The sequence below is a fragment of the Streptomyces sp. NPDC058678 genome (genome assembly GCF_042714835.1).
Lineage (GTDB): Bacteria > Actinomycetota > Actinomycetes > Streptomycetales > Streptomycetaceae > Streptomyces.
In genome coordinates, this window is record NZ_JBHXSG010000040.1 from 50,882 (window position 1) to 68,281 (window position 17,400).

A 17,400-nucleotide genomic window follows, 5' to 3' on the forward strand; every position below is an offset into this window, starting at 1 on the left:
CGGTGGCGGATGCAGGCATGGTGTCGCGCGGGCACCTGGACGGGGGGCGGCAGCAGATTCGTGAATTGACACGTATGTGCGTGCGGACGGAACCTCGGTACGGGCGCATGACCGATGGACGCCGGGAGCAGGCCGGGAGACGGCCGTGTCGGCCGTGGTCGGGTTGAGCGACGTCCGCCGTGTCCGGACCACCCACCGCCGGCACAACCGCCCACGCCGACACCCCTGAATCCGTCCGAGTCGCGCAGCTGCTACTTGAAGGCTGTGATGTTGCGGGCAGCCCACTCGGCGAAGGTGCGGGGCGGGCGGCCGAGAATCCGCTCGACGTCGGGGCTCACCCGCTGCTCCGCGGCTTTCGGCTTGCCCAGGATGTCGAGTGTGGCTTCCACGGCCGGCTCGGGCATGAACCGCAGCATCTGGGCCCGAGCCTCTGCTCGGCTCTGCTCGACGAACCGCACCGGTTCACCCAGCGCCTCGGCGATTGCCGAGGTCTGTTGACGAGGTGAGACCGGTGCCGGCCCGGTCAGTTCGTAAGTCCCGCCGACATGGCCGCCGTCCAGCAACGTCATGGCGGCGACCTCGGCGATGTCGGCCGGGTCGATGGTCGGCAGCGCGACATCGCCGAACGGTGCGGAGACCACCCGTCTGGTGCGGACCGTCTCGGCCCACTGCAACGTGTTGGAGTCGAAGCCTCCCGGCCGCAGCAGGGTCCATTCCAGATCCGACTGAGTAACGGCGTCCTCAAGCATCGAAGGGTGGCTTCCCGTGGCGACACCCTGGGAGGACAGCAGGACAACTCGCCGGATCCCTTGGGCCCGCGCGACCTCGAGGACGGCGCTGACACTGCCACCGGCGGATACGAAGTCGCCCGAGGTCAGCAGGAACAGCGCGTCAGCACCGGTGAGAGCGGGCGCGAGGCTGTCCGGCTCGGCCAGGTCGGCCTGACGGTGCCGTACGCCCGCCGGCAGGTCCCGCGCGGTGATTCCTCGCGACACCGCGGTCACCTGTTCACCAGTGGCTACGAGCGCCCGCACCAGGGGCCCTCCGACGTTGCCCGTGGCTCCAGTCACCACAATCATGTTCGCTCCCGTTGCCGGTTCTTCTGTGGACACACGGAAGCTACCAACGCGGGGATAGTAGGTACCTACAGGAAAGTAATGGAGAGAAGGGCTCACTGTGACCCACAACACGACTCCGGCGGCTCGCATCGACGGTGCCGACGTAGCCCCCGAGCAGGCCTGCCCGATCGCCCCAGTGGTCGACATCGTCTTCAGCCGGTGGACCACGCCGATCCTGTGGGCGCTCCATACGTACGGGCGGCATCGCTTCGTGGAGTTGGAACGCCGTGTCACCACCATCACTCCCAAGGTGCTGACCGACCGGCTACGGCAGTTGGAACGCGACGGGCTTGTCGTGCGCACCTACCACCCCGAGGTTCCACCGCGGGTGGAGTACGAGATCAGCGAACTGGGACGCAGCCTGGCCCCGCTGTTCGCGGCACTCTCCGACTGGTCGGTCAACCTGGGCGAGGTGGAGCAGGCCCGGCAGGTGTACGACGCCAAGGAACGGCCCCGCGGCCGCCGCAGCTGACAGTGGTGGGGAGTGCATGCGCGGCGACAACTCACCTGCCCCGCATGCGACGTTACCGAAGCCATCGCCGAGAGCCGGCCGCAGGCGCGACGACCCATCCAGGGGCCGACCCAGCCAAGGGCTACGCACCCGCGGAACGACGAGAAGACCCCGCCCTTACGATGGACCGATGGCCTCGATCAAGCAGTTTCCAAGTCACCTTCGACTGCGCGGAACCTGAGCGCGTCGCTCGTTTCTGGTGCGAGGTGTTGGGGTACGTCGTACCGCCGCCACCGGAGGGGTTCGCCACTTGGGAAGATTTCGATCGCGCACTGCCGCCTGAGCGTCAGGGTTCGGCGTTCGCGTGCATTGATCCCTCAGGTGTGGGCCCGCGACTGTTCTTCCAGCGCGTTCCCGAAGGCAAGGTCGTCAAGAATCGGTTGCATCTTGACGTGCGGGTCGGCACCGGGCTCGTGGGGGAAGAGCGCCTCGCCGCACTCGAGGCCGAATGCGCACGACTGGTGCCGCTCGGCGCGGTCCGCGTACAACTACTGCGTGCCGATGGAGTCAACGAGTCGTGCCTCGTGATGCAGGACATCGAGGGCAACGAGTTCTGTCTCGACTGAGGGGCCGCGAACGTGGACTGCCGCCTACCGGCATGTGTACACGGGAGGGTCGAGCCGCACCGGGGCCCGGGTCAACCGCTGGACGCCAAGTTCAACTTGGTCCTCTGTCTGACAACCGGCCAGGTCACCCAGGCTTTTGGACCTGAACTCACTCCCTGAGCGCATGGCGCGTTCGCGTGCCCGGCCCCCTTGGCGGGCGGGCGGTCGTAGGCCGGCGGGTGTTCGCTGTCCTGTGCCTGACGGCGGGCTGTGCCGTCGGCATGAACGGCGCGAAGGTGGCCGACTACCGGGTCGGCGAGGCGGCCGGGCCGAGGCGATGGCGGCCGAGAGGTATCTGAGGCGCAGCTACGCCGAGCAGGTGCTGAACGCCGCCACGGGCGGCCCTCAACGACGGAGCCGCCGAGGCGGCGGTGCGAGAGCCGACCGCGCGGATGGAGCGGATGCCGGAGGTCGCGGCGCGGCGGAGCCGGTTCGGCGCCGGCCGGCTGACGACGATCGGAGATCAGGGCTCACCCGAGGACCGTGCAGGCTCGGTACGCGCAAGCAACAGTCCGGCGCACGACTGACTCGCCATCTAGTGTCGGCGGCATGACCGAAAACTCCCTGCGCTCCGTCACCATCGAGCGAACCAGCACCGGCCACTTCACCGCGACGAACGCTCGCGGTGGCACGATCAGCTTCGGCACCGGTTCCGATTCCCACGCGGACGCCGAGTTCACCCCGGTCGAGCTGTTGCTCGCCGCGCTCGGAGGCTGCACTGCGGTGGACGTCGATGTGGCCACCAGCCGGCACGCGGAGCCCATCAGGTTCTCCGTCGGGGTGACCGGCAACAAGATCAGTGACGAGTCGGGCAACCGGCTGACCGACCTCGCGGTCACCTTCTCCGTCGCCTTCTCGGACGTCGACGGCGCGGAGCGGGCCCGAGCGATCCTCCCTCGGGCGGTCAAGACGTCCCACGACCGGCTCTGCACGGTCAGCCGCACGGTGGAGATCGGCACGCCCGTCACCGCGACGGTCGAGGACGCCTGACGTCAGCCAAGGTCGCGTGCCGCCGCCGGATGCGCTGTACGGCGAACCGGGACAGGTGGGACGTGCGCGCGACGGCCGGGCGGGATCCTCGCCGCGTGCCCGCGGAGGGCGGGAGGGCGGGAGATGGTGGTCCCGCATACCGCAGATGCTTGCGCCCCGAGGCATCTGAGGGCCTGGGCCTGAAGACCGCGGCCGACCTCTCGGCCCCGTCCCGCGTCCGTGACGGCGACGTGGAGGCGACCGGCACCGGGACCGACGTTCGCGAGTGGGCGCGAGTGGGCGCCAGTGGGCGCCGGTGGCCGCCGGCGCGTCCGGTGCGTCCGGCGCGCTCGAGCCCGGCACGACCAAGGTCGTAGCGACGGCGGTGCCGGCGGTCCTGAGCCAGCCGCGCCGGCCGGTCTTTCGTCGGCGAGGTCGGCGTCGGGGCCGGGGCTCAGGTGCGGACGCCGTGTGCGTAGCGTGCCCGCGCGCCCCGGCGGCGAGGAGGTGCCCTTCGCGGGCCCGCGGCCGCTCCGGGCCGCGTCTCGTGTGGGCCGTCCGCCGCGTGGTCCTCGCCATGGCGCCGGGCCCTTCGCACCCACCGCTCCCGGCCCGCCGCCCCCGAGCGCCGGGCCCTCTCGCATACCTGCACCGTGACGAGGAAAGATGGGACGTCGAGCGTCGGAGCAAGCCATGCGGAGGAACGGACATGCAGCATGAACGAGCGGGTCAGCCGGCCGGTCCGGAGGACCTCGTCGACATCGCGCGGCTGGTCACCGCGTACTACTCGCTGCACCCTGATCCGGCCGATCCGGCGCAGCGGGTGGCGTTCGGTACGTCGGGCCACCGCGGGTCTTCCCTGAACACGGCGTTCAACGAGGACCACATCGCCGCGACCAGCCAGGCCATCTGCGAGTACCGCAGCGCGCAGGGCACCGACGGGCCCCTCTTCCTCGGGGCCGACACCCACGCCCTGTCCGAGCCCGCCCGGGTCACCGCGCTGGAGGTGTTCGCCGCCAACGACGTGACCGTGCTCATCGATGTCACCGACGGCTACACGCCCACCCCCGCCGTCTCGCACGCCATCCTCACCCACAACCGCGGCCGCTCCACGGGCCTGGCGGACGGCGTGGTCGTCACCCCCTCGCACAACCCGCCCGCCGACGGCGGCTTCAAGTACAACCCGCCCAGCGGGGGCCCCGCGGGCTCTGAGGCGACCTCCTGGATCCAGGACCGTGCCAACGAGATCATCGCGGCGGGACTGAAGGACATACACCGGATCCCGTACGCCCGGGCTGTCAGTGCTCCCGGCACCGGCCGCTACGACTTCCTCGGCAGCTACGTCGCCGACCTGCCCGCCGTCCTGGACCTGGACGCGATCCGGTCCGCCGGAGTCCGGATCGGCGCCGACCCGCTCGGCGGGGCCTCCGTCGCCTACTGGGGCCGGATCGCCGAGGAGCACCGGCTCGACCTGACCGTGGTCAACCCGCTCGCCGACCCCACCTGGCGCTTCATGACGCTGGACTGGGACGGCAAGATCCGCATGGACTGCTCGTCGCCGTACGCGATGGCCTCCCTCATCGAGCAGCGCGACCGCTTCCAGATCGCCACGGGCAACGACGCCGACGCCGACCGGCACGGCATCGTCACTCCGGACGCGGGCCTGATGAATCCCAACCACTACCTGGCCGCCGCCATCGCCTACCTGTACGCCCACCGCGAGCAGTGGCCCGACCACACGGGCATCGGCAAGACCCTGGTGTCGTCCTCCATGATCGACCGTGTCGCGGCCGATCTCGGCCGGCGCCTCGTCGAGGTGCCCGTCGGCTTCAAGTGGTTCGTGGACGGCCTGGTCGACGGCTCGCTCGGGTTCGGCGGCGAGGAGTCGGCCGGCGCGTCCTTCCTGCGCCGCGACGGCTCGGTGTGGACCACCGACAAGGACGGCATCATCCTGGCGCTGCTCGCCTCCGAGATCACCGCCGTCACCGGGAAGACCCCCTCGGAGCACTACGCCGCCCTCACGGCCCGCTTCGGCGACCCCGCCTACGCCCGCATCGACGCCCCGGCGACCCGCGAGGAGAAGGCGCTGCTCGCCAAGCTCTCGCCCGCGCAGGTCACCGCGGACACCCTGGCCGGCGAGGCGGTCACCGGCGTCCTCACCGAGGCCCCCGGCAACGGGGCGGCCATCGGCGGCATCAAGGTGACCACCGAGAACGCGTGGTTCGCCGCCCGCCCCTCGGGCACCGAGGACGTCTACAAGATCTACGCCGAGTCGTTCCAGGGACCCGACCACCTGCGCCGGGTCCAGGAGGAGGCCAAGGACGTGGTGATGGCGGCCCTCGGCGGCTGACGGCCTTGACGCGGGCGGGACGCGGGCGACGGCGAAGCGGGACGCGCCGGCGCCCCGCCCAGCGTCAGTCACGTATGCCGACCCTCCGCAGCCCCAGGTGCGCGCAGCGGGGCAACGGGCGGTGAGAGCGGGCTCGGGGCCGCGGACGTGCGTGTCTGTGAGCGGCCCCGAGCGGGACCCGGACAGCACCACCAGGCGGCGGACTTCTGCTGGGGCGTCCGCCGGGGGCGTGAGAGGTTCTGTGGTCAGGGCCGGGGGTGCGGGCACGTGCACCATCCGGCAGGCGGGTCCCTGAATGTCGGTACCGCACGGGTGGGGACGCCCGAGCGCAGTCGGCGACGGGCCCACGTGTGCCCGTCGCCGTCAGGCCTCGCCGACGGCCCACGTGTGCCCGTCGCCGAGGCCTGATTCTGCCGTGGAGCGGCCCGCCGACCGGACCGTGCGTCGGCCACGGAGCACAAGCGTGGCCCGGCGCACGGCATCTCACTTCCAGTCGTATGCGTATGCCGCGACCCAGGTGACGTCGAGCTGCGCGCTGCTGCCTGGAGCCGCGCCGGGCCCCTGCAGAGCGCTTTCGTTCTGCAGCACCCAGGACAGAGGGTGAGCCGGCACGTTGCGGGTGTCGTGCCCTGTCTGCCGACCGTCGACGAAGAACCGCACGTTGCCGGGTGTCCATTCGGTGGACACGGTGTGCCACTCGGTCCAGTCGTCGCTTCCCGGGAAGTAGCCCTGCTCGCCGCCACCGCACGGATGGTGAAAGGCGGTGAGGGGGCCGGTCCATTCGCCTTCGGGGTGGTCCATCTCGCAGCCCCGACCGTAGTGGAGCCAGGCGGACTTGTAGCCCGGAGCCAGTGTCGTCACCTTGATGCGGGCGCTGTACTTGCCGTACTTCATCTGCATGACCGCACGCGGCACCACCGCCGCGGCATGCACCGGGCCTCCGTTGCCGGGTCGCCACATGCGTATGAACATCCTCCCGTCGCCGTTCGCCGCAGGGCCGACGCTCACGGTGTCCTCCGGGTGGTAGACACCCACCACATCCCGGCCCCGGCTGTTGGCCGTGTCACGCCAACCGGTCGGATAGGCCCACCAGTTGTCGCGGTACTTCCCGCTCAGTCCGCCGCAGTAGGCAGCGGACGTGTCGACGTAGTGATCGCAGTTGCTGAAGGCGCCCAGCGGCACCCGGTCGCCGTTGAAGTCCTCCGCGAGGACCTGCCAGAAGGGGCCGCAGTCACCGCGGGGCAGACTCGCGCCCGTACTGCGGCAGGCATCGGCCGCAGCGGGCGCCGCGTCGGCCCGGGGAAGGCCCAGGACTGCGGCCATGAGCATGAGCCCCACGGACATCAACAGAATTCGCTTGCTGTGAGGGTGTGGCGCTGCGTGTGAACCCATCCAAGGCTCCCTCGAGGTTCAGCTGCCGGCCGTCGTCCGTCCTCCCCGCAAGGGGCTCCGGAGAAGGGCCCGGAACCGCGCGGGGGCTGTACTCCGCGAAGGAGCATCCTCGCCCGCGGGCCCGTGCGGCGCCACCCTGTGAACGAGCCGTGAACCGGACGGCCTTGGTCCACCGTCGCCGGCTCTGAGGGGCAGCGAGCCTCGGGGGGTCTCACGTTGTAGGGACGGACAGGAACCTCGCTCCCCGCACCGCTTCAGGACACCGCTTCAGAACTCGCGGTCGATGCCGGTGACGATCGCCGCGCCCAACGCGGCGTCCTCCTCGGCGAAACCGCTGTCACGCAGGGCCCCGGAGACCAGCCGCACGGCTTCGTCCTCGGCTCCCGACTGATCGGCGGCCTCGACCTCGACCCGTGCGGAGAACATGCCGTCCTCGTCCACGGTCAGCAGACGCAACTCCTCGCTCTCCCCGAGTTCCGTGTTCCTGGGGTCCTGAGGCCGCAGCCTGCGCTCGATCTCTGAGCGGACGTCGCCCGGAACTCCTCGGAGGAACGTGCCAGGGACGGTGATGACATAGGTGGTCACTGGAAACTCCTTTCGCATCTGTAGCGCGCACTCTCCTGACCCTTCTGCACCCTCAACCGTCACGCACTCCATGCGCGTCTTCCCGGTTCGCGGCCGTGAATGCGCGGCGGATGCCTCATCGATTCATACGTGCGTCCAGGCACTCCATCGCCCGGCCCGTGCTCCTGCCCGGTGCGGCGCCGTCGGCCGCAGGAAGGGCGCGCCGCCTCTCATGGCGTAGAGCCGCACCCGTGGCCGCAGTGTGCCCGTGCCGGGCGGGCCAGCCGGTGGAGGCGCGGATTGACGCATTGGGGCCTGTGCGGTGTGGGAGGGAGCTGGCAGTGTGTGGCATGAGCATGCCTTCCTCAACTCCCCCACAGGAGGTCGACCATGTACTCGCGCGCGTTCGTCCACGGTTTCACCGCTGCCTTGACGGCGGCTCTCACCCTGGCCGGTGGCCAGGCCAACGCGGCGGCGCCGGGTTCCGGCGATCAGCTTCTCGCGGCCCGCGTCGTCACCTACGACGCCGGCGCGTCGGCAGAGTTCAAGACCGCTGTCGATCGGGGCGCGGCCATCTGGAACGAGAGCGTGGACGCCGTCGAACTGCGCCCGGCCGCCGCCGGTCAGCGCGCCAACATCAGGATCCTGGCCGACAACGGCTGGCCCCGGGCGCTGACGACCTCGCTCGGCAACGGAACGGTCTACATCGGACGCCAGGCCGTCAACGAGGGCTACGACACGGTCCGGATCTCGGCGCACGAACTCGGCCACATCCTCGGCCTGCCGGATCGCAAACCCGGCCCGTGCACCAGCCTGATGTCGGGCTCCAGCGCCGGCGTCTCCTGCACGAACCCGTACCCGAACGCGGCCGAGAAGGCGGAGGTCGAGGGCAACTTCGGTACCGCGCTCACCAGTCAGGTACCGGCTGCCCGCAACGTGCTGATCGTGGACTGATCCACGGACGTGCGCGGGGGCGGGGACGGCTCGTCGCCGCGCACACCGGTCGGCGGCCGCGGTTACTGCTGCCCTGACCTTGGGCGGCCATGTGAGGCGTAAACACCCGAACGACCAGTCCTCAGCCCACGGCCGCGGCTTTGATGAGGGGCGCGTCCCTCGTGAGCTCCCGGAACCCGACGCCGTAGTACAGCCCGCGCGCCTGGGGATGCCCGGGCGCCCCCAGGCAGGCGACCGTCACATGAGTGGCCCCGGCCGCCCGCGCCAGACGCATCCCGTGCAGAAGCATCGCCCTTGCCAGCCCCAGACGCCGGTAGTCCGGATGCGTCCCGACCGGCTCGAACTCGGCGGTCCTGTTCGCTTCGTCGAACCACATGATCGTCGAGGATGCCATCGTTCCGTCCGGCGCCTCCACCAGGAGGTGCAGGTCGCCGCGATACGTCGCCGTCCGCCGGACGCCCTCGTAGCCCTCGGCCGTGTACGTCGAGGGAGCCCAGGCGTCCAGATGGGCCTGGACCGCGGCCTCCGGCCCGGCCTCGTCGGCGGTGCGGAACCGGAATCCGTCCGGCAGTACCGGCTGTTCCACGTCGGTGAGGTCCCGCGCGTCGAGCTGGGTCCAGGAACCCGCGTCGCCGAGTGCGGCCGGGTCGGTCTCATAGCCGTACGCCGCCCATCGCTTCAGGGCAAACTCATCGGCGGCGCTCGGCATCACCGTACGCTCGATGCCCGCCGCCGTACCGTCGTACCAGTCGATCACCTCGTCGACCAGCCCGGCGTGGTCGGGATGGACCTGATACGCCAGATAGGCGCCGGTGACGTCCTTCACCGACCCGTCGCTCCGCCTCACCCGGTGCGGAAGACGGGCCCAGCTCCACGCCACCAGGTCCCCGCCGGAGAACCACAGCCGACGCGGCCGGCTGGCGCCGTCGCCGGCTTGTCCCTTGCCCCAGTTCCAGGCCAGCTCGCCGAACGTCGCGTCGCTGTTCAACAGGTCCGGGCGGGTGGCGGTGACTCGCTGCGCCAGACCCTGCATGAGCTGCAGGTCCGCGGCGGTCACCAGCTCGACATTCGCCATAGTGCGCCACTGTGCCAGGACTGCGCAGAGCAGTCGAGCTGTTTACCAAGGCGCCGCAGATCGCGGCCGTCAGCAGCACCACGCCCGAAGCCCGAAGCACATCGTCGTGGCGGCGGAGCTGATGGCACGCGCCGGGCAGCCTTGTCTCCCTGCCGTGTTCGCCCTCACCGGTCGTTCCCTGCGTCCATCGAGTCCCTGCTGTGAGCTCAGGCTTTCCTCTCGGCGTGTTCAGTGGAGGAAGTCGGCGATGAGAGCGGCGAATTCGTCCGGTGAGGCGAGGCGGATACCGAGGTCTTCGGCCTTGGATCGCTTCGATCCGGCACCTTCGCCCGCCACGACGAGGCTGGTCTTCTTCGAGACGCTGGAGGAGGAGCGGCCGCCGGCGCGCTCGATGAGCTCGTTCATCTGGTTGCGGCTGAGCTTTTCCAGGGCGCCGGTCATCGCGCCGGTGACGACCACCGTCATACCTGCCAGCGGCCCGCCGGCGGGCTCCCCCTCGCTATCTTCGTCATCTGGTCCGCTGCCTGCCGGAGTGGGCGGGGTGGCGCCGGGTTCGGTCATGTTCACCCCGGCCGCGGCGAGCTTGTCGATGAGCGGGGCGAGTTCGGCGAGTTCGGCGACGACGGACGGGGCCTTCTCGGTGCCGATGCCGTCGACCTGCTGCATCGCCGTGGCGTCGGCGGCGCGGATGGCGTCCATGGTGGCGAAGTGGCGTGCGATGCGGCGGGACATGGACCGGCCGGTGCCCCGCACTCCGAGGGCGCACAGCACCCGTGACAGCGGCTGCTCCTTGGCTCGGCTGAGTCCGGAGAGGAGGTTGTCGGTGCTGGTCTCGCCCATCCGCTCCAGACCGAGCAACTGCTCCCGGGTGAGGGCGAACAGGTCGGCGAGATCGGCGACCAGGCCGGCTTCGACGAGCTGGACGACGCGGGTGTGACCGAGGCCCTCGATGTCCAGCTGGTCGCGGCCGGCGGCATAGGACAGGGCGGCGACCAGGTGGCAGTTGCGGCCGTTCTCACAGCGCCAGCGCTGCTCGCTCGTGTCGATGCCGGACCCGCACCGCGGGCACACCTCGGGGAAGACGATGGGCTGTTCGTCACCGGTACGCAGCTGGGCGACGGGGGCTTCGACGCGGGGGATGACGTCGCCGGCCCGGTGGACCATGACATGGTCGCCCAGGCGCAGGTCGCGGCGGGTGATGTCGCCGGGGTTGTGGAGGGTGGCGTAGGTGATGGTGGCGCCGTCGATGGTGACCGGTTCCAGGACCGCGCGCGGGGCGATGATGCCGGTACGGCCCACGTTCCACTCCACCTCCAGCAGCCGGGTGATCTTCTCCACGGCGGGCAGCTTGTAGGCGATCGCCCAGCGCGGGGCACGTGACCCCGAGCCGGCTGCCTGCTGGTCGGCCGCGAGGTCGGCCTTGATGACGACCCCGTCGATCCCGAACGGCAACTGGGCCCGCAGCCCGGCGATCTCGCTCACCCGGGCCAAAACCTGCTCGGTGGTGTCGGCGGTGATGCCGGGCACGGCAGTAGGAGCCGTGGTGTTCACCCCGTATGCGGCGGCCTGCGCCATGAGGTCGCTGTGCGCGAGCTCCAGGAGCTGCTCCGCCAGAGCGGTCCCGGTGCCGGGCACGGGGAGAAGTCCGTAGCCGAAGAACGTCATCGGCACCGTGTAAGCACGCTCCCTGGCGCGCAGACTGCCGGCCGCGGCGCCGCGCGGGTTGGCGAACGGCTGCCCACCGTGTGCGGTGCGCACCTCGTTGGCATGCTCGAACTGGGCGATGGTCATGAGGACTTCACCGCGCACCTCCACGGTGACCGGCTCGGCCAGCTCCTGCGGTAGGCCCTCGATGGTGCCGATCGCGTGTGAGACGTCCTCCCCGGCCGTCCCGTCACCGCGGGTGATCAGCTGTCTCAGGCGGCCGCGGGTGTAGCGAGCGGCGATCGCGAGCCCGTCGAGTTTCGGCTCGACACTGAACCGGGTGACGTCGCGGCCGATCCTGCGGGCCAGCGAAGCGGTCCAGGCGGTGAACTCGTCAGGGGAGAACACGTTGTCCAGGCTCAGCATCGCCACCGTGTGCGGCACGTCCCCCTCCACGGCACCACCGGCGACCTTCCCGGTGGGGGAGTCGGGCAGCACCTGGTCGGGATGCTCGGCCTCCCATGCCGCGATGCCGCGCACCAACCGGTCGTAGGTGTCGTCGTCCAGTGGGGAGGTGCCGCCTTCGTAGTAGGCGGCCGCGGCCGTCACCGCATCCTCGACCGCCTGCGCGTAGGCGGCGGCATCCACGATCTGAGCAGCTGGTGTCGTCATGCCTCTCATCCTGCCTGCCACCACTGACAACGCCCCGGCACCGCAACCGGCCAGACCGTGCGGGGCCGAGCGGGACCGGCCCACGTCGGCGGCGCAGCGGGGAGCGCCCAGGCCGGTCGAACCCGGGTACGCGCTCTCACCGCCCCCCCCGGAGCCCACGTTCGTCTTCGGCCCTGCCCCGCTGCCGTCACTCCACCATCCGTGCCGCCGCATGCCGGACCAGGTCTGCGTCCTTGATCGGGCGACCGCGTGCAACCGCGTGGTGATCCCACGTGTCATACGGGGCGTGACAACCACGCCTTCACAGCCCTCACTCGTACGGCGCGGCCGCAACTGCACAGTCCGCTTCGCAGCGGGCTCGGACCATGTGCAGTGGGAACAGGACGGACGTAGCGTCCGGATCCCGCTGGAGGCCATCGAGGAAGTCCACGGCTTGGACCGCGCTGTCGAAGTCATCCTGACAACCGCGCGTGCCGGTCACCCTGCTGCCGTGTACGCGGTCCACGACGCCAGCGCCGCCGCAGTGACCGCGTTCAGTGCTGCCGTGCAGGCACGCCTGCCCCGCACGGGCCCCGGGGATCCGCGTTCCGAGGGCGAGGACCTGGTCACGACCGTCTCCTCAGGAAGCCACCAGCGGCCATCGCGACGGGTCCTCTCCGTCGCAGCCGTGATCGCGGTCTTCGCGACGATCGAGGTGACGGTGGCGGTGCTCGGCCATTCGGAGTTCGTCGCGGCGCTGCCGTTCGTACAGTTCTTCACCGCCGTAGGGGTGTTCCTGGTGGTTGTCATGGGGCGGGGTCTGTACGACGGCCGACGGCTACCCAGACACGGCATCACCGTGCTGGCCGAACTCGACCACTACACCCACAACACCAAGGTGTACCGGTACGCAGACCTGGACGGTGAACTGCACTACTACCGGGAAGCGACGGGAGGACAGCAGCTGGAGCTCAGCTACGACCCGCGCAACCCCAGCCGCGCCGCCGCCCGCCTGTCCACCTACATGCAGTGCATGATGGCTCTGATGACCCTCGTTGGCCTCGCTATGGCCTGCGGAGGACTCGGTCTCACGTTCCACGAACTCGTCGTCGCTCTGCGCGGATGACGCCGTCAACTACCGTCGTGGCGGGTCACGTCGCTCTCCCACTTCGCCCACGCCTGCCGCGGCGGCACCCTCGCGGCTACGGCCTCGATTGCCGGCACCGCGATCGGTGCGAGCCTCGCCACATCGTCATCGCGCAGCGCAACCCCACACCAGTAACTGGACCTCCCCGCGCCCCTACCTCTTCCTCGCCCTGATGACGCATGTCGGCCCACGCGAAGCAGAGCCGGAGGGGACGGTCGTGGTCGGCATCCGACCCACCCCGAGGCTTCGGCCGTCGGGATGCGGGGCCCAGGCGTGCTCGTCGTCACGCACCACGGGCGGCACTCGGCCGTCGGTGCTGTTGGAGCAGCCGAGCCGTGCACGCCACGACCGGTACGGCGACGGAGGGCACAACCCACGCCGGGATGCCGAGCCACACGGCAGGCAACCCCACGGCAGCACAGGTGATCATCATGGTGATGAGCAGCGGCTTGCCGTACAGGCGCCAGGTAAAGGGTTCGTGGCCAAGGGGCCTGGCCATGCGCACCGCACCGAACCCGAACCCCATGACCGCCAGGAGACCCAGGAACGTGCCGATGGCGACTGTCATCTGGGGCTCGTTGCGAGGTTCTTCGGAGGTGCTCTGCCGGACGCCTCCCTTGCTGACCGTCATGACGTCGCCGCGCCAGACGGTGCCGGTGACCTGGTCCGTCGGCCGGAGTCGCTCCAGCAGCGGCCCCGGCCCACCGAAGGCCACGGCGCCGTTCCAGAAGGGCGTGCCGGACAAGGCCGCCCGGTAGCCGCCGCTTCTACTCCGCTTGACCTCCGTGCTCTCGACCGTGAAGGAGACCGTACGCAGGCAGTCCTCCCATGCTTCCGCCGTCGCACGGCCGTCGCACGGCTCGGCTGCCAAGTAGTCCTGGTATCGCTTGGTGTCAGCGGGCAGCCACGCGGTGAACACGAGATAGCAGCCCAGCGCCGTGATCAGGGACACCATGATCAGTGCCGCGCCCACGAGCCGCGGTCGGCCCGGAGACCGCCGGGCGGGCTGGTCGGCGTCCTGCGGCGACATCGGCGGCCCTGCCGGCCCGTGGGCGCTGTCCGTGCCTGTCACTGTCGTCACTCCCTCTCCTGGCCAGCCCGAAAGGTCCCTCCGCCGAAAGGGCGCTCCAGACCCGTCGCCATAGCTTCGGTCAGCCAGAAGCAGGCGAACAACGAGGCGATCAGGCAACCTGAGATCGCCCTTCCTTTCCGCACTCGGGCAATCCCGAGCTCATCCTCGCCGCGCAGGATGCTGAAAGCGCTCAAGGTCATGCGCGGCCGGGCGTCCTGCGAACTCCTCCCGAAAGCGCGCACCTGAACCGGCACTTCAGCCAGCCATGCCGGGGGCCAGGAAAATCGTCTCGCCGGCCCCAATCCCGCCGGGTACGTTCACCTGCGTGGACCGTCGTTGCTGCGGTTCCCCGGGGGGTGGATGCCGTCGTAACCTCCGCCTGCGTGCAATGCTGTGTCTGCCCGCCATCCCCGCCGCCGAGCAGCGACTTGGCGGGCCGGGCGGCGCCGCGGCCGCGGGCCACCCTCCTTGGAAGGAGGGCTGCGCACCCTCGGCGTCGAGATGGTCGCAGGGGCGGGTGACGACGGGCTGGGTGACGTTCACCCGCCAAGCGGGCCCGTCGCCCCTCCCGCTTCCACGACCCAATGGGGACCAGAACTGTCGAGCAACCGTTCGAGGAGGATCCCGGTGCGTAACCCGACCGTGGCACAGCAACTGATCGACGTCCTGCGACAGGCAGGGGTGGAACGGATCTACGGAGTCGTCGGCGACAGCCTCAATCCCGTCGTGGACGCGATCCGGCGCACCGACGGCATCGAGTGGATCCATGTGCGCAACGAGGAGGCGGCGGCGTTGGCCGCTGCGGCCGAGGCGCAGCTGACCGGGCGGCTCGCGGTGTGCGCGGGCAGTTGCGGCCCAGGCAACACCCACCTGATCCAGGGCCTGTACGACGCGAACCGCTCCGGCGCTCCGGTGCTCGCGATCGCCTCGCACATCCCGTCGAAGCAGATCGGTACAGGTTTCTTCCAGGAGACGCACCCGGAGCGGCTGTTCACCGAGTGCAGCCAGTACTGCGAGATGGTGAGCCAGCCGTCGCAGATGCCGCGGATGGTGCGGATCGCCGTACAGCGCGCGCTGTCCGACAACGGAGTGTCGGTGCTTGTCATGCCCGGCGACCTGTCCCACGCGCCTGCCACCAACCCCACCGGCTCGAGCAGTTTCGTCACCGCCCGCGGCCGGGTCGTACCCCCGGCCGAGCAGGTGCGGGAACTCGCGGCGAAGCTCAACGCCGCCGAGAAGGTGATGTTCTTCTGCGGAGCCGGCGTCCGGGACGCGCACGCCGAGGTGATGGAGTTCGCGAGCCGGGTGAACGCGCCGGTCGGGCACACACTGCGCGGCAAGGAGTGGATCCAGTACGACAACCCGTACGACGTCGGCATGAGCGGACTGCTCGGCTACGGCGCCTGTTACGACGCCATGCACGAGGCCGACCTCGTGGTGCTGCTCGGCACCGACTTCCCCTACGACGACTTCCTGCCGCAGGCCCACACCGTGCAGATCGACCACGACGCGGGACGGATCGGGCGGCGGACCGCACTGGAACTGGGCGTGCACGGCGACGTGGGCGAGACGCTGCGTGCGGTGCTGCCACTGGTCGAGGAGAAGCGCGACCGCTCGTACCTGGACCGGACTCTGCGCCACCACGCCAAGTCCCTGGAGAACGTGGTCTCCGCCTATACCCGCAACGTCGAGCAGCATGTACCGATCCACCCCGAATACCCGGCCGCGGTCCTCGACGAACTCGCCGACGACGACGCGGTGTTCACCGTCGACACCGGCATGTGCAACGTGTGGGCGGCCCGTTACATCACGCCCAACGGCCGCCGCCGTGTGATCGGTTCATTCCTGCACGGCACCATGGCCAACGCCCTCCCGCACGCCATCGGTGCCCAGTTCGCCTACCCCGGCCGTCAGGTCATCTCGATGTCGGGGGATGGCGGACTCGGCATGCTCATGGGCGAGTTGCTCACGGTCAAGCTGCACAACCTGCCGGTGAAGACGATCGTCTTCAACAACTCCTCCCTCGGCATGGTCAAGCTGGAGATGATGGTCGACGGCCTGCCGGACTACCAGACCGACCACGAGCCGGTGGACTACGCGGCCATCGCCGCGGGCGTCGGAATCCATTCGATCCGCATCGAGAAGCCCGGACAGATCCGTGAAGGCCTGCGGGAGGCGCTGTCGTACGACGGCCCCTGCCTGGTGGATCTGGTCACCGACCCCAACGCACTGTCGATCCCGCCGCACATCTCCGGCGAGCAGGTGAAGGGATTCGCCTTCTCGGCAGGGAGGACGGTGCTCAACGGGGGCGTCGGGAAGATGCTCGATCTGGCCAGGGCCAACCTGCGCAACGTTCCGCGGCCGTAGAGGCACTCGCCACATCTCGGCCGGGCATGGCTGTCAGTGTGCCGTTCCTCCCGCTGCGGGTGGCACCGGTCCGTGCCCCGCCCCCACGCCTCGACAGCGAGCCGACTGCCGATCAACCCGGTGGCCGCACAGCGAGTGGCGGACGTGCGGCTGCCGGTGGGCTCGACCGAGTGGCTGGACGACAACGGCGAGGCCGACGGCTTCGTCGAGGTGCACGAGCACGTCGGGTCGCGTGCTCGAATCTGACCTCCAGGTACAGAAAGTCAGTCCGCGTTGGCGACCGATGCCGACGCACCGGTCCGCGCGCTGATGACGGTGCGTCCGCGCTCTGATTGCGGGAAGCGGTTGAGCATCGCGCGCAGCTCCCCGGCGCTGACGTTGGCGCCGAAGGGCTCGGTGCCCGGTTCGAGCCGTACCCCTTCGGCAAGTGGTCCGGCACTGACGGGGTCGAAGCCGAAGGCGTCGACGAGGCGTGTGACGGTGGCGAGGTCGTCGCGATCGTCACCGGCGATCGCTATCGCCTTGCGTCCCGGTGCTCCTGGGGGCCGGGCTCCGTCCTCGAGATCGTGGTAGCCCATGTGGTTGAAGGCCTTGACCACGCGTGCTCCGGCCAGGTGCGCCTGCACGATCTCGCTCGAAGAGGTGCGCGGGTCGGTGAGGTCCTTGCGGACGCCGTCGACCTCCCACCAGTAGTTCATCGCGTCGATGACGAGCTTGCCGCGAAGCGCTTCGGCGGGAATCGTGCGGTACTTGCCGAGGGGGAGGGCCAGGACGACGACGTCTGCCCGCGCGGCGGCCTGCGCCGCGGTCACGGGGACGGCGCCGGGGGTGAGGACTTCGATGGTGAGGGCGATCTCGGCGGGGTCGCCGGATCCGGCGACGAGTACGCGGTAGCCGGCTGCCAGGGCCAGCCGTGCGAGCACGGTGCCGACTTTTCCCGCACCCAGGATGCCGACGGTGCCCAAGGCTGTGGTGTGCATG

At 70.1% G+C, this 17,400-nt stretch carries 15 protein-coding genes; 8 read left to right on the forward strand and 7 right to left on the reverse strand.

Annotated elements, in window-relative coordinates; genetic code table 11:
• Positions 1-251: 251 nt before the first annotated feature.
• Positions 252-1,079: an NAD(P)H-binding protein gene (locus ACFWWR_RS30825; RefSeq protein WP_383869078.1), complete on the reverse strand. Its 828-nt coding sequence runs from the start codon at positions 1,077-1,079 to the stop codon at positions 252-254.
• Positions 1,080-1,176: 97 nt separating this feature from the next.
• Between ACFWWR_RS30825 and ACFWWR_RS30830 the strand changes: the two genes are divergently transcribed.
• The 4 genes from ACFWWR_RS30830 to pgm all read left to right on the forward strand — a co-directional run bounded on the left by ACFWWR_RS30830 (position 1,177) and on the right by pgm (position 5,553).
• Positions 1,177-1,590, forward strand: coding sequence for a winged helix-turn-helix transcriptional regulator (locus tag ACFWWR_RS30830; protein ID WP_383869081.1), 414 nt, complete (start codon positions 1,177-1,179; stop codon positions 1,588-1,590).
• Positions 1,591-1,751: 161 nt separating this feature from the next.
• Entirely contained in the window at positions 1,752-2,195 is a 444-nt protein-coding gene (locus ACFWWR_RS30835; protein ID WP_384306627.1) for a VOC family protein, read from the forward strand.
• A 588-nt stretch (positions 2,196-2,783) separates the two neighbouring features.
• On the forward strand, positions 2,784-3,224 hold the full coding sequence (locus tag ACFWWR_RS30840; protein ID WP_383869086.1) for an OsmC family protein: 441 nt from the start codon (positions 2,784-2,786) through the stop codon (positions 3,222-3,224).
• A 688-nt stretch (positions 3,225-3,912) separates the two neighbouring features.
• Positions 3,913-5,553, forward strand: a complete 1,641-nt coding sequence (gene pgm / locus ACFWWR_RS30845) for a phosphoglucomutase (alpha-D-glucose-1,6-bisphosphate-dependent) (RefSeq protein WP_384306630.1) — start codon at positions 3,913-3,915, stop codon at positions 5,551-5,553.
• A gap of 483 nt (positions 5,554-6,036) precedes the next feature.
• Here the strand turns inward: pgm and ACFWWR_RS30850 are convergent, their stop codons facing one another.
• Positions 6,037-6,897: a glycoside hydrolase family 16 protein gene (locus ACFWWR_RS30850; RefSeq protein WP_384306633.1), complete on the reverse strand. Its 861-nt coding sequence runs from the start codon at positions 6,895-6,897 to the stop codon at positions 6,037-6,039.
• A gap of 315 nt (positions 6,898-7,212) precedes the next feature.
• On the reverse strand, positions 7,213-7,530 hold the full coding sequence (locus ACFWWR_RS30855; protein WP_383869095.1) for a hypothetical protein: 318 nt from the start codon (positions 7,528-7,530) through the stop codon (positions 7,213-7,215).
• Between the two features lie 369 nt (positions 7,531-7,899).
• Here ACFWWR_RS30855 and ACFWWR_RS30860 point away from each other — a divergent pair, with 369 nt between their 5' ends.
• Positions 7,900-8,463: a snapalysin family zinc-dependent metalloprotease gene (locus ACFWWR_RS30860; protein ID WP_383869098.1), complete on the forward strand. Its 564-nt coding sequence runs from the start codon at positions 7,900-7,902 to the stop codon at positions 8,461-8,463.
• Positions 8,464-8,584: 121 nt separating this feature from the next.
• Here the strand turns inward: ACFWWR_RS30860 and ACFWWR_RS30865 are convergent, their stop codons facing one another.
• A complete protein-coding gene (locus ACFWWR_RS30865; protein WP_384306636.1) occupies positions 8,585-9,538 on the reverse strand; it encodes a GNAT family N-acetyltransferase in 954 nt (317 codons plus the stop codon).
• Positions 9,539-9,766: 228 nt separating this feature from the next.
• Positions 9,767-11,854, reverse strand: a complete 2,088-nt coding sequence (gene ligA, locus ACFWWR_RS30870) for an NAD-dependent DNA ligase LigA (protein ID WP_384306639.1) — start codon at positions 11,852-11,854, stop codon at positions 9,767-9,769.
• Positions 11,855-12,140: 286 nt separating this feature from the next.
• Here ligA and ACFWWR_RS30875 point away from each other — a divergent pair, with 286 nt between their 5' ends.
• Positions 12,141-12,959: a DUF3592 domain-containing protein gene (locus ACFWWR_RS30875; RefSeq protein WP_384306642.1), complete on the forward strand. Its 819-nt coding sequence runs from the start codon at positions 12,141-12,143 to the stop codon at positions 12,957-12,959.
• Between the two features lie 304 nt (positions 12,960-13,263).
• On the opposite strand, the gene ACFWWR_RS30880 is transcribed toward ACFWWR_RS30875, so the two are convergent.
• Positions 13,264-14,061 (reverse strand): hypothetical protein, encoded by a 798-nt coding sequence (locus ACFWWR_RS30880; RefSeq protein WP_383869110.1) that lies wholly within the window; start codon positions 14,059-14,061, stop codon positions 13,264-13,266.
• A 618-nt stretch (positions 14,062-14,679) separates the two neighbouring features.
• On the opposite strand from ACFWWR_RS30880, the gene ACFWWR_RS30885 reads away from it, so the two are divergent.
• Both ACFWWR_RS30885 and ACFWWR_RS30890 read left to right on the forward strand, forming a co-directional pair.
• Positions 14,680-16,419 carry a pyruvate dehydrogenase gene (locus tag ACFWWR_RS30885; protein WP_383869113.1) on the forward strand — a complete coding sequence of 580 codons (1,740 nt, stop codon included), beginning with the start codon at positions 14,680-14,682 and terminating at the stop codon, positions 16,417-16,419.
• Positions 16,420-16,491: 72 nt separating this feature from the next.
• Positions 16,492-16,665, forward strand: a complete 174-nt coding sequence (locus ACFWWR_RS30890) for a hypothetical protein (protein WP_383869116.1) — start codon at positions 16,492-16,494, stop codon at positions 16,663-16,665.
• 17 nt (positions 16,666-16,682) lie between these two features.
• On the opposite strand, the gene ACFWWR_RS30895 is transcribed toward ACFWWR_RS30890, so the two are convergent.
• Complete coding sequence (locus ACFWWR_RS30895; RefSeq protein ID WP_384306645.1) at positions 16,683-17,399, reverse strand: NADPH-dependent F420 reductase; 717 nt, start codon at positions 17,397-17,399, stop codon at positions 16,683-16,685.
• Position 17,400 lies beyond the last annotated feature (1 nt).